Raw genomic sequence first — 12,512 nt, forward strand, 5'->3', positions numbered from 1 at the left:
TTGCCGCTATGGGCGCGGCATGACCGACCTGCACCTTCATCCATCGCTGCGCGAGCCCGCGCAAACGTCCAAGGCCTGGCCGTTCGAGGAAGCGCGCAAGCTGGTCAAGCGCTATCCGGAGGGCAAGCCCGGCGGCGAAGCTGTGCTGTTCGAAACGGGCTATGGCCCGTCGGGGCTGCCGCACATCGGCACCTTCAACGAAGTGCTGCGCACGACGATGGTGCGCCGCGCCTATGAAACGCTGACCGGCGGTGCGGCGACGCGGCTGGTCGCGTTCAGCGACGATATGGACGGGCTGCGCAAGGTGCCCGACAATGTCCCGAACGGCGATATGCTGCGCGAGCATCTGGGGCGACCGCTGACCGCGATTCCCGATCCCTTCGGCAAATATGAGAGCTTTGCGCACCATAATAATGCGATGCTGCGCGAATTCCTCGACCGGTTCGGGTTCGATTATGAGTTCGTCAGCTCGACCGAGCGCTATCGGTCGGGGGCGTTCGACGCGGCGCTGAAGAATGTGCTGCGCCACAATCAGGACATCCTCGACATCATGCTGCCGACGCTGCGCGCCGAGCGCGCCGCGACCTATTCGCCGATCCTGCCGGTGAGCCCCAAGTCGGGCATCGTGTTGCAGGTGCCGGTGACGGTGGTCGATGCCGAGGCGGGGCTGGTGTCGTTCGAGGATGACGGCGAGACGATCACGCACAGCATCCTGGGCGGCGGGGCGAAGCTGCAGTGGAAGGTCGACTGGGCGATGCGCTGGGTCGCGCTGGGCGTCGATTACGAAATGTACGGCAAGGATCTGACCGACAGCGGCGTGCAGTCGGGCAAGATCGCCAAGGCGCTCGGCGGGCGCAAGCCCGAGGGGCTGATCTATGAGATGTTCCTCGACGACAAGGGCGAGAAGATTTCCAAGTCGAAGGGCAATGGCCTGTCGATGGAGGAATGGCTGACCTATGGCAGCGAGGAAAGCCTGGCCTTTTATGCCTATCGCGAGCCCAAGGCGGCGAAGCAGCTGCATATCGGCGTCGTGCCGAAGGCGGTTGACGAATATTTGCAGATGCGCGGCGCCTATCCGGCGCAGGAGCCCGACAAGAAGCTGGGCAATCCCGTGCATCACGTCCATGCCGCGCGCGGGCAGGATGTGCCCGAGACGGTGTTGCCGGTGACCTATGGCCTGCTGCTCAACCTCGTCGGGGTGATGGGCGCCGATGCGTCGAAGGAGCAGATCTGGCGGTACCTTGGCCAATATGTCGCGGGCGCCGATGCGGCGACTTATCCCGAGCTCGACCGGCTGATCGACAATGCGATGGCGTATAACCGCGATTTCGTCGCGCCGACGCTGAAGCGCCGCAAGCCCGTGGGCGGCGAGGTCGCGGCGCTGCGCGCGCTCGATGCGCGGCTGGCCGCGATGCCGATGGATGCCTCGGCCGACGACATCCAGAATATCGTCTATGAAATCGGCAAGGACGAGGCGCATGGCTTCGAAAGCCTGCGCGACTGGTTCAAGGCGCTGTACGAAACCTTGCTGGGATCGAGCGCGGGGCCGCGCATGGGCAGCTTTATCGCGCTGTTCGGGGTGGAGAATACGCGGCGGCTGATCGCGGAAGCGTTGGCGTGAAAGGCGGCGTTATTGGGAGCGGTTTACGCAGGCTCCGGATTGCTTCGCTGCGCTCGCAATGACGATGTGAAGAAACGGAAAGCCGAGCAATGATCGACATTTTCACCACCGGCGGGACGATCGACAAAGTCTATTTCGACGCGCTGAGCGAGTTTCAGATCGGCCCGGCGGCGATCCCCGACATGCTGCGCGAAAATAATGTCCATGTGCCGCACCGCGTGACGCAGCTGATGCGCAAGGACAGCCTCGAGCTGACCGACGCCGACCGCGAGGCGATCCGCGCTGCAGTGGCGGCGAGCGATGCGACGCGCATTCTCGTGACGCACGGCACCGACACAATGGTCGTCACCGGGCGCGTGCTCGCGGGCATCGAAGGCAAGACGATCGTGTTGACGGGGGCAATGCAGCCGGCGTCGGTGCGCGCGAGCGATGCCGAATTCAACGTCGGCTTTGCGCTGGCGGCGGTGCAGACATTGCCGCCCGGCGTCTATGTCGCGATGAACGGGATGATTTTCGATCCCGCGCGGACGGTGAAGGATCGGGCCGGGGCGCGGTTCGTGCAGGAAGGCTGATCAGCCCGCGGCCGTTACCTGTCGCAGCACCGCGGCGTAGCTGGGCGCGATCGTCATCGCGTCATGCTTGCCCGCGCGGCCGAGCGCGGCGTGAACCTGGGGCAGGCGATAGCAGGGCACGCCCATGAACAAATGATGTTCGGCGTGATAATTCACCCAATAGGGCGCAACCGTCGCGCGCGCGAGCCAGCCCGCGCGGGTGGTGCGCGCGTGGCTGAAAGGATCGTCGCTGCCGGTGGCGGTGCAGGCATGTTCGGCGATATTGCGGATGCGCAGATACAGCTGGAAGGTGGTGGCGAGCGCGACAAGCCAGAGCAGATAAGGCGTCCAACCATAGAGTGCGAGCGAAAGGGCGAGCAGCACCGCCTGAACGATCAGGAACCGCCCGACCGCGCGTGTGACCGCCATCGCGCCCGCGACGTCGATCGTCGGTGACGTCATGCCATCGTCGGACTGCTTGTTGAACGGCGTTCCCGCCCTGGTGCTCGCGCCTGCCTTTTGCGCCGCGTCGCCGCGGAGCATGGCCTTGAGGCCGACGAGCGCGAAGCCGAATTGCGCCATGCGCTGCTTGAAGAACGTCTGGCCGGTGAGGTCGCGCACGACCTTGCGCCACAGGCTGGCGCGCGTGGTGGGAAAGGGTTTTGACAGCGACAGGTCGGGATCTTCGGGTTGCTGCGTGAACTTGTGATGCTGCAGGTGATAGGTGCGATAGGCGATGAGGTCCGATCCGACCGCGGCGCCCGTCAGCCACTGGCCGAGGAAGTTGTTGATCTTGCGGTTGGGATGCAGCGCGCCGTGCGCCGCGTCGTGCATCAGGATGGCGAGGCCGAGCTGACGCCCGCCGACAAAGATGACTGCGGCCACCCAGGCGAGCGGGTTCTGCGACCAGGCGGCGAGGCCGACGAGCGCGATGCTGACGATCCAGGCATGCGCGACGATCCAGATGCCGCGCCACGCCGACGCGCGCGTAATTGCCGACCATTCGGTGCGGTCGAAAAAGCGGTCGGGCGGGAACAGGCGGACGGCGGGCATAAGATAAGCATAACAAGTTGCGAAGCGAAACCCAACCCCTTCCGTTTTGGCACAGAATGCGGTGAACGGTTGGCCTTCGGTAAGGTTTTGGAAACCCCTTCCTCCCACTGAACTGCGCAACCAAATAAGCGGAGAAGATCAAGGCATTGGGGGTTCGGCGCAGCATCGTTCGGCCAACGGAGAGCCCGCCGACAACGCGCGAATCGCCGTTCGATTCGCCCGAGTTCGTCGCGCAGCTGCTGCGCGTCGCGAAATTGTGGCATTATGTGCTGATCGGTCGGCTGCTGGCATTCGCGACCTTTGCCTTCTTGCCCGGAATCGCTGGGTTCCTCGACCAGCCGTCGCAGTGGCTGGCGATGGCGGCGGGGCTGCTATGCGATGCGGTGCTGGCGGTGACGGGGCAGGCGATGCGGCGGCCCGCACCCGGGCTGGCGGCGCGTGCCCGGCAGATCGCGCCGCTGTGCGCGGTGCTTGCGGCGCTCGGCACGCTGCTTAACGCCGCCGCGATGTTCGCGGCGCTCGCGGTGCCCGACGACGGCCCGTATCTCGGTGCCTTTACCGCAATCCAGATCGGGTCGCTCCTCGTCGCCGCATCGGCTGCGGCGATCGTCCGGCCGATGTTTTTCATCTTCGTGGGCGCGGTGGCGCTCGGCGGTGCGATCGGCGTCGCATCATGGTCCTTTGGCCTGGCGGGCGCGGTGTTCCTCGCGCTGCTGATCGTGATGATGCGCGAGGATGTCCGCCACCAGCGCCGCGTGACGGCGGCGGCGCGGCGCGCGGTGGGCGACCAGCAGCGCGCGCTGAACCTGATGCGCGATTTCGAGCGGGCGGGGCGCGGCTGGTTCTGGGAAACCGACCGCGACGGCCGGCTTGTCTATATTTCGCCGACCATCGCGGCGCGGCTGGGCCGCCCGCTCGACGAGCTGCTGGGCAGGCCCTTTACCGACATCATCCGCAAACGCATCGGCAATGACGAGAGCGAGGAACGGACGCTGGGGTTCAGCCTGTCGTCGCGCACGCCGTTCAAGGAGCTGACGGTGCAGGCGGCGGTGCCTGGCGAAGAGCGCTGGTGGTCGATTTCGGGCCACCCGATCGGCAACGCGCTCGGCCATTTCCAGGGGTTCCGCGGCAGCGGCACCGACCTCACCGATCAGAAACGATCGGAGCGCGAGATCAACCAGCTCGCGCGCTACGACACGCTCACCGGTCTTGCTAACCGGCGGCACATCACCGACCTGCTCGAACGCGCGCTTCGCACGCATGTCGGCCAGCCGCAGCCGTGCGCGTTGCTGCTGATGGATCTCGACCGGTTCAAGGCGGTGAACGACACACTGGGGCACCCCGTCGGCGATCAGCTGCTCCGCCAGGTCGCGGGGCGGCTGACGCAGATCGTCGGCGATAAGGGACAGGTCGGGCGCCTCGGCGGTGACGAATTTCAGATCGTGCTGCCGCAATTGAACCAGCCCGAAAAAATCGCCGGTATCGCGAATGCGATCATCCTCAGCCTCTCCCAACCCTTTGCGATCGAGGGCGAGCAGGTGCGGATCGGATCGTCGATCGGCATCGCGGTGTCGGACGGCGAAGGCGTCGGCGCCTCGGCGCTGGTGCGCAACGCCGATCTTGCGCTTTATGCCGCCAAGGACGCCGGGCGCGGCGTTTATCGTTTCTATGCCGATGCGATGCACAGCCAGGCGAGCGAGCGCAAGGCGATCGAGGATGCGCTGCGCGACGCGCTGGCGAAGGATGAATTGCAGCTTCTCTATCAGCCGATCGTCGATGTCGCGAGCGAGCGGATTTCGGGGTTCGAGGCGCTCATTCGCTGGCATCATACGACCGCGGGGACGATCAGCCCGTCGAAATTCATCCCCATTGCCGAGGAATCGAACCTGATCGTCCCGATCGGCGAATGGATCATCCGTACCGCCTGCGCGACAATCGCGGCGCTCGGGCCGGGCTACCGCGTCGCGGTCAATGTTTCGCCGCGCCAGTTCGCGAACGAAAAGCTGCCCGCGACGATCCTGAGCGCGGTGTCGGGTGCGGGCATCCGCCCCGAACAGCTGGAACTGGAAATCACCGAGGGGGTTTTCCTCGACGAAAGCGCGGAAAATCTGGCGATGTTCCAGAAGCTGAAACGCACCGGCGTGCGGCTGGCGCTCGACGATTTCGGCACGGGATATTCGGCGCTCGGCTATTTGAAGAAGGCGCCGTTCGACAAGATCAAGATCGACCAGAGTTTCGTGCTCGGCGCCGCCGACAAAAGCAGCATGAATGCCGCGATTATTTCGTCGATCGTCGGGCTGGCGAGTGCGCTCGATATGGAAACGACCGCCGAGGGGGTCGAGACGCACGATGACCTGGCGCTGATCCGCGACCTCGGATGCAGCCATGTCCAGGGCTTTATATATGGCGAGCCGATGGAGCTTGCCGAGGTGCTGGCGCTGCTGCGCGTCGGCGGCGGGCGCGTCGAAGCCAAGGGGTACAAGAGCGCGCGCGCGCCGCGGTTCGCGATTTTTCGTACCATCCATATCGAAAGCGGGGACGATCGGTACGAAGCGATCGTCCGTAACATTGCGCCGTCCGGGGCGATGATCGAAGGCTTGTGGAACGTGCCGCCGGGAACGCGGATGTCACTGACATTCGGACCCGACCTGCGGATCGACGCCGAAGCGCGCTGGTCGGCGGATAATCGCACCGGGGTCCAGTTCGCCGCCGCGATCGATATCGACACGCTGATCGGGACAAGGGCGCCGACGCCGCGCGGACGCGCGCGAAGGGCGGCCTAACCCTTGCGGAACAGCGCCTCGGCCGCGGCCTTCTGGCTCGTGGCGGCGGCCCGGTGCGCGCGGATGCGCTCGATTTCGGCTTCGAGCGCCGCGACACGCGCGTCGAGTTCATCGACTGATAGCGGGTCGAGCGGCTCACGGATAAGCGCGCTCAGCACATCGTCGCGGCGGCGCGGCAGCTCGTCATCGTCCATGGCCATGCTCCTGAAATGACGCGCGACTGTTGACCCGTGTCGCGGCACTGTCAATAAGGCGCGGCGGGGAGTAAAGCCGGACCCGGACCAGTGGGGGAATATCAGCGTGACCAGCGTGCCAGCAGAAATGACCGCCGTCGCCATCAGCGCGCCGGGGGGACCGGAGATGTTGCAGCCCGTGACGCGGCCGGTGCCGCAGCCCGGCGCCGACGAGGTGCTGATCCGCGTCGCCGCGGCGGGGGTAAACCGCCCCGACGTGCTCCAGCGCATGGGCTTTTACCCGCCGCCGCCCGGCGCGTCGGACCTGCCGGGGCTCGAGGTCGCGGGAACGGTCGTCGCGGTCGGACCGGGGGGCGATCGCGAGATGCTGGGGCAGGCGGTGTGCGCGCTCGTTGCGGGGGGCGGCTATGCCGAATATTGCACCGCGCCGACGGGGAGCTGTCTGCCGGTGCCGCGCGGCTTTTCGATGGCCGAGGCCGCGGCGCTGCCCGAAACCGTCTTTACCGTGTGGCACAATCTGTTCGAGCGCGCCTATGTGGCGGAGGGCGAGACCGTGCTGGTCCACGGCGGCACCAGCGGCATCGGTACGACCGCGATCGGCCTGTGCAAGCTGTTCGACATCAAGGTGATCGTGACGTGCGGCATTGCGGCGAAATGCGACGCGGCGCGCGCGCTGGGCGCCGATCTGGCCGTGGATTATTCGAGCGAGGATTATGTCGCGGCGGTGAAGGATTTTACCGGCGGCGCGGGCGTGAACGTCGTGCTCGACATGGTCGGCGGCGATTATCTGCCGCGCAACCTGGAATGCCTGGCCGATGATGGCCGGCACGTGACCATCGCCTTCCAGCGCGGCGCGAAGGTCGAGATCGACATTTCGCAGGTGATGCGCCGCCGCCTGACGCTGACCGGATCGACGCTCCGCGCGCGCAGTGCCGAATTCAAGGCGCTGCTCGCCGACGAGATTCACCGCACGCTGTGGCCGCGGCTGGCGGAGGGCGGGTGGAAGCCGGCGATGGATCAGACCTTTGCGCTGACCGACGCCGCCGCGGCCCACGCGCGGATGCAGGCGGGCGCGCATGTCGGCAAGATTGTGCTGACAATCTGACGGGCGCGCACAGCCGTCTTCCGGTGTTATCAAGCGGGCTTCGCTGGGCGATTGCGTACGCCTAAGAGGCTCGCTCCAATCGACAGAATGAAGATTTGCGTTTCGGCGGCCACCGTTAGCCCGATTGCAGTCGTTGTTAGCCCCGCCTCGCCGATGACAATGCCGATATTTTCCAGGCTGAGCTGGGTTCCGGCGAGGTCCCTTTCAAGGGCTTGCAGCGAACCGGCAAGCAATGTCCCTCCGGCGAAGACAATGAGGGCGGCCGCGCCCAGGCCTGCGAGCACGCAAACGGCGACGACCGTCCGACGCGCGCGCCCAGCCAACGCGGTCCATGCCACACAACCGGCAGCGGCGCCCAGCACCGCGCCTTCGAAGGGCCCGGTCACATTCGTTACGAAGACGCCCGAAAGCAGCCCCACGCTCTCGCGTCCCAGCAGGTTGCCCAGAGCGCCCACGGCAAGGCCGCCGATTGCTGTGCCGACGACAAGCCATCCGTCGGCACGTCCGCGCCACATCAGAGCGGCAGCCGTTCCCGCGCCGAGTCCCGCTCCCGCGAGCAGGCCGAGCGCGCCGATCATCGCTGCCAGGACCAGCACCTGCGCGCCGCCGCCCGTTGCTGCAATCATGCCGTAGATCAAGCCGGCCGCGGCACCCGATCCAAGGCCAGCCAATGTGCAAGCGCCGGCAATATGCGATTCGCGCGCGCGCGGCGAGACCGGCGGCTGCGCTGTTTTCGCGGCGATGAAGCGGTAGCCGTGTTTGGGCACCGTTTCGATGAAGCGGGGATTGGCCGCATCGTCGCCCAAGGTTCGGCGCAGCGTCCGGATGCACTGCGTCAGCGCTTCGTCGGTTACCGGAATTCCGTGCCAGACCTGGTTCATGAACAATTCCTTGGTGACAAGTTCGCCGCGGCGCGAGACGAGCAGGGCCAGCGCGTCGAAATAGCGACTGCCGAGCTCGATCGGCCGGCCGTGCCTGCGCAACTGCCGGTTGTCGCAATCGAGCTGAAAAGCGTCGAAGCGCAGGATGCGAGGCCGTGTCTCCATGGTCTGGCGGTCTGCTGCCATCGCGCGGCGGTGGCAAGCGCTGAGCGCCGTTTCAGTCATTGCTCATGAATTGCTCATGCCTTTTCGATGGGACCGAAGCACGGTCGGCAGCAGGAAAAGCATTGGAGACCGACGATGAACGACGTTTTTGCGCGCCGCGCCCCGCTTCTGAACGGATGGCGCATTGCTGGCTGGGGCAGCCTTCTCGCCCTGCTGGCGCTTCCGGCACTGGTCATGCAGATAACCGGCGCGGTGAAATGGACCGCGAGCGATTTTATTTTCGCCGCGATCATGCTCGGCCTTGTCGGGACCATGGCCGAATTCGCGGTGCGCTTCGCCCGGCCCGGCGCGCCGCGCATCGGTTATGTCGTTGCCGGCTTGACCGCGTTCTTCACCGTCTGGTCGAACGCCGCGGTCGGCATCATCGGCGACGAGGATTCCGTCAACGCCTTCTTCTACCTCATGGTGCTGGGAGCCATGGCTGCCGCGATAGTCGTCCGGTTTCGTCCCGCGGCGATGCGTTCGATCGCGATGTTGCTGGCCATCGGTCAATATGCCGTCGGCATTGCGGCCCTCAACATGATGCCGGGACACGCTGTCGAGTGGGGTTTTCTTACCATCTTTGCCCTATTGTGGCTCACCGCGGCATGGTGCTTTCACCATGCTCTCATAGCGCGGACCAGTTAGTCGGAGCAGGGCTCGGCGCTGCCGCCACCCGCGCGATTGCAGCGCCAACCGGCAACCGAAGGAACCGCGATAACCGGTCCGCGTTTGGATCACGCAATGCAGGAGCCAGTGCGATGATCGACGAGCCGAAGAATAATGATGCGCCCGAGACTGTAAATCGGGAGCAAGACGACGAGGACACGCAGGCGCAATCTGTCGCGGAGGCAGCGCGCCATGAGCGTCCGCTGGCAGAGAGCACCAAGGCGAATACGGGCGGCGAAAGCGACGACGTCCAGGATGTTGTCGATCACATGCACCAGATGGAGCGTTCGGGCAAAATCGACATGGACGCGTACCGCGGCGAGCGCAGCGATGACGATGAACCGGGCCAGCTCGGCGAGGGCGGCGACGAGGATGAGGGACCGCGCGGCGCCCCGTGACGTGTCGCCCTAGGAGGACGGGACAGTCAGCGCTAGGCCGGCGATCGGTGTCGCCGAAGACGGATCGCGCGATCGGCTGCTGGTCAGGCAGCGGCGATCAGCGTATCCGGGCGGTGCGTTGAAAGGCGGTCGGCGACCGGCCGAAATGCTGGCGGAAGGCAGCGGTAAAATGGCTGTGACTGGAAAAGCCGAGGTCGAGCGCCAGCGCGGTGATGTCGCGGCAGTCTTCGAGCGCGACCAGTGCCTGCGCGAGCCGCAGGCGAAGCTGGTAGCGGTATAGCGAAACCCCTTCGGTCGCCGCGAAGCTTTGCGTCAGATATACGGGCGACACACCCACTTCGGCCGCGATCGACGCGAGCGTCCATCGGCGTTCCGGCGCGGCGGCGAACAGCAATTTGGTACGGTCGACCAACTTGCCGCGCCCATAGGTCGCGGCGCGGACGTGCGAGGTGCGCTCGCCGAGCGATCGCCGGATCAAGGCCAATGCCAGCGTTTCGGCTTCGAGCGTTTCGAACGCCCCACGCGACAGGCCGTGCCGGAGCAAGGCGACGAGAAGCTGCGCTTGCGGGTCGATGCCGCGCGCCTGCCGGTGGAAGATCGCTTCGCCGCCGCCACCGAACTGATCGGGGGGCGTCAGTTCGTGCAGCAACTCAGGCGCGATCGCCATCGACAGGCAGGCATCGCCGCCATCGACCGGATGGCTGATCGCATAGTCCTGGCCCGCATTGAAAAATACGAGCTGGCCGGTGGTCGCCACCGTGTCACCCGTGCCGACATGGCGTTTGAAAATGCCGCGATAGGGAAAGACCAAATGGGTCGCGTCCGCACATTCGTTGGGCGAGCGATGCTTGCAGCCGCCGCTGCACCCGACGTCGCGAACGGTCATCGTCCCGGTTTCGAGCAGCGTCTTTACGGTCAGGTCGTTGACGGGTTCGTGTCGGGCCACGCGGGTCAACCCCGATGCGGGACGGCGAAGCTGAGACTGGAGAAATCGGTTTCGAAGTCGGTGGCGGCGCCCGGTTCGTTCGGGCGGGTCCACACGACATTCGCGCGCCATGTCCCCGTGCCCGGCATTGCGAAACGCACGCGCCCGTCGGCCGCGCTGCGCCGCTGCGCCACAGGTTTCGTATCGTTATTAAGGTCCGTCAGTTTGACGAGAGCGCCGGCGAGCGGCCGCCCGTGGTAAAAAATGCGCAAGCTCATCTCCGTCGGCCCGGGCGACAGGAACAGATCATCGTCGGGAACAATCTCCAGCGCAAGTCCCACCCGCTTCTCGATCCATCGGCTGTTCGCCCGCGTCGGCGTGCCGACAAGGACGATTGCCTTGGCATTGCGCCGGTAATTTTCCGATCCGTCGGTCGCGGATCGGCGCGTTCGCTTGCGCGCGTCCAGCGCGACCGTCAACCCTTCTTCCTTCAAATAGCTCTCGAACCGGGCGGGCGGGAGACGGCTTTGCGCACGCGCGTCGCTTTGGAGTACGATCATATGCGCGCCGTCGCCCTCCGGCTGGAGCCGTGTCTGCTGTCCATCGCTGTCCGCGATTGGCGCCTTCAGATCGGTCCGGCGGCCGTCGGGGGCGATCGTTTCGAACCGCACGATGCGCGATGCCGGGAGGCGGGATGGCTGCCGGTCGGCTCCGTGCCCGACCATAAGCGTCAGCGTCACCGTATCGAGCGGTGCCACCCGCCATTGCGACGGTTGAACCCAGAAGTCGTGAGCTATCGCCGTCCCGGCGCCCAGTGTTCCGACCGCGAACGCCAGTGTAAGGCGGATCATGACGGTGAGGCTGCGGGATCGGGACCCGCAAGAAACGGAAATTCGGTCAGCGAATGCGCCTTTTCGTCACCTTCCAGCCCGTCGCTGACCCCGAATGCGGTTCCGTTCACCAGCAGCGAGCGATAGGTTCGAAGCGAATTGTCGGTGATCGTCCGCCCGCCGCAATCGTCCCGCAAGGCCGGTTCATCGGCAAGCGCGGCGCGCTCGACCGCGAAAAGCCGGGTACATGTACCGGCGCGGCTGTTCAGCCAGAGCCGGTCGTCGGCGAGCAAGCGCGCGAGCTTCAGATAGCGCGCGCCCTGCGGCGCTCCGCCGCCGAACAGGAAGCCATTGCCGCACTGCCCGTCGAACGCGTCATATAGCGCGGCGTTTTTGGCGATTTCTTCGGCGAACCGCTCGCCATCGGCAGGCGTCGACCGGTTCCACTCGATCTTCATCGCCGCCGCTTCCTCCGCCGTTCCCAGCGTGGCGAGCAGCGCGTTGCCGGTCAGCGGACGCGCCGCCCGGTCAACCTGCTCGCCCCCGCTGGCCGTCGCGGCCCATATCGCGAGCATCGGGCCGCCGCGCGTCACGGCCCTGGTCTTGACCGATATGACGATGGCCATCGGCGACCATCCGCGCAGGAAGTTGGTGGCGGGGCCGCCGTCGGTGCGGCGCCATCGCCCCAGAATGTCCGCGGCCTCGGTCTTGGTGACAGCAGGGCATGGCCCGGCCCCCGCATCGGCGGACGCCGCAAAGGCGGCAGTTGCTGCGGCATAGGCATCGCGCGTTCCGCGGACATTGTTGAAGAAGGGATCGTCGCGGCGTCCAGCAAAAAGGCGAAAGCTGCCCTTTCTGCTCGTGATCCCCGATCCTTGACCGGGATTTCCGGTCGCCCGGTCGGCCTTGCCCAGGCGGCAATCTGCCTGCTCCGCCCCGTTGAAACGGCATGTGATCGCGGCGGTGGCATCGGTGGCGCCGAACCGCGGTCCGCTGTCGATATGAAATGTGTAGGCGGCGCGATCCGAAAAGCCTTGCCCGACGATGGTCATGACGAGATTGATCCGCTCGGCGTCGGGTGATGTCCAGGCATAGAGGTCGCCGATGTCGAGACGTGGATCGGCGCTGACGAGCGGGGAATCGAGATGATCCGATGCGGCGGCGGGGAGGGCCGTTGATAGCGCCGCAAGTACGGCGGCGGCGCGGATTCCGGATCGCAGGCTTTTCGGCGTCGCAGCGGCGCGTTGAGCGGCGCGCTCGACAATTCGAAAGAATCCTTTTCGGTGCATGGCTTCCCC

Annotated in this window: 12 protein-coding genes; 6 read left to right on the forward strand and 6 right to left on the reverse strand. The window is 65.9% G+C overall.

The genetic code is table 11. From position 1 onward, the window contains the following. Positions 1-19: 19 nt before the first annotated feature. Positions 20-1,621: a lysine--tRNA ligase gene (locus tag VSX77_RS09510; protein WP_338424365.1), complete on the forward strand. Its 1,602-nt coding sequence runs from the start codon at positions 20-22 to the stop codon at positions 1,619-1,621. 89 nt (positions 1,622-1,710) lie between these two features. After that, complete coding sequence (locus tag VSX77_RS09515; RefSeq protein ID WP_338424366.1) at positions 1,711-2,193, forward strand: asparaginase domain-containing protein; 483 nt, start codon at positions 1,711-1,713, stop codon at positions 2,191-2,193. Here the strand turns inward: VSX77_RS09515 and VSX77_RS09520 are convergent, their stop codons facing one another. Next, positions 2,194-3,225, reverse strand: coding sequence for a fatty acid desaturase family protein (locus VSX77_RS09520; protein ID WP_338424367.1), 1,032 nt, complete (start codon positions 3,223-3,225; stop codon positions 2,194-2,196). Positions 3,226-3,371: 146 nt separating this feature from the next. Here VSX77_RS09520 and VSX77_RS09525 point away from each other — a divergent pair, with 146 nt between their 5' ends. Then, positions 3,372-6,008, forward strand: coding sequence for an EAL domain-containing protein (locus tag VSX77_RS09525; protein ID WP_338424368.1), 2,637 nt, complete (start codon positions 3,372-3,374; stop codon positions 6,006-6,008). Here the strand turns inward: VSX77_RS09525 and VSX77_RS09530 are convergent. Beyond that, on the reverse strand, positions 6,005-6,202 hold the full coding sequence (locus tag VSX77_RS09530) for a DUF1192 domain-containing protein (protein WP_338424369.1): 198 nt from the start codon (positions 6,200-6,202) through the stop codon (positions 6,005-6,007). The two genes, VSX77_RS09525 and VSX77_RS09530, sit on opposite strands and share 4 nt — an antisense overlap. Positions 6,203-6,308: 106 nt before the next feature. Here VSX77_RS09530 and VSX77_RS09535 point away from each other — a divergent pair, with 106 nt between their 5' ends. Further along, complete coding sequence (locus VSX77_RS09535) at positions 6,309-7,307, forward strand: NAD(P)H-quinone oxidoreductase (protein ID WP_338424370.1); 999 nt, start codon at positions 6,309-6,311, stop codon at positions 7,305-7,307. A 29-nt stretch (positions 7,308-7,336) separates the two neighbouring features. Here VSX77_RS09535 and VSX77_RS09540 read toward each other — a convergent pair whose 3' ends face one another. Further along, complete coding sequence (locus tag VSX77_RS09540; protein ID WP_338424371.1) at positions 7,337-8,413, reverse strand: winged helix-turn-helix domain-containing protein; 1,077 nt, start codon at positions 8,411-8,413, stop codon at positions 7,337-7,339. Positions 8,414-8,488: 75 nt separating this feature from the next. On the opposite strand from VSX77_RS09540, the gene VSX77_RS09545 reads away from it, so the two are divergent. Continuing rightward, entirely contained in the window at positions 8,489-9,040 is a 552-nt protein-coding gene (locus VSX77_RS09545; protein ID WP_338424372.1) for a hypothetical protein, read from the forward strand. 113 nt (positions 9,041-9,153) lie between these two features. Next, the gene (locus VSX77_RS09550) at positions 9,154-9,459 is read left to right on the forward strand and encodes a hypothetical protein (RefSeq protein WP_338424373.1); all 306 of its coding nucleotides are present in this window, start codon (positions 9,154-9,156) and stop codon (positions 9,457-9,459) included. A gap of 97 nt (positions 9,460-9,556) precedes the next feature. Here the strand turns inward: VSX77_RS09550 and VSX77_RS09555 are convergent, their stop codons facing one another. From VSX77_RS09555 to VSX77_RS09565, 3 genes are read right to left on the reverse strand one after another with little or no spacing between them, the layout of a single operon-like run. After that, positions 9,557-10,405, reverse strand: a complete 849-nt coding sequence (locus VSX77_RS09555) for a helix-turn-helix transcriptional regulator (protein WP_338424374.1) — start codon at positions 10,403-10,405, stop codon at positions 9,557-9,559. 5 nt (positions 10,406-10,410) lie between these two features. Further along, positions 10,411-11,235, reverse strand: coding sequence for a DUF4198 domain-containing protein (locus VSX77_RS09560; RefSeq protein WP_338424375.1), 825 nt, complete (start codon positions 11,233-11,235; stop codon positions 10,411-10,413). Continuing rightward, on the reverse strand, positions 11,232-12,503 hold the full coding sequence (locus VSX77_RS09565) for a DUF4331 family protein (RefSeq protein WP_338424376.1): 1,272 nt from the start codon (positions 12,501-12,503) through the stop codon (positions 11,232-11,234). Before VSX77_RS09565 ends, VSX77_RS09560 begins: the two co-directional genes overlap by 4 nt. Positions 12,504-12,512 lie beyond the last annotated feature (9 nt).

The sequence above is a fragment of the Sphingopyxis sp. TUF1 genome (genome assembly GCF_036687315.1).
GTDB classification, from domain to species: Bacteria; Pseudomonadota; Alphaproteobacteria; order Sphingomonadales; family Sphingomonadaceae; genus Sphingopyxis; species Sphingopyxis kveilinensis.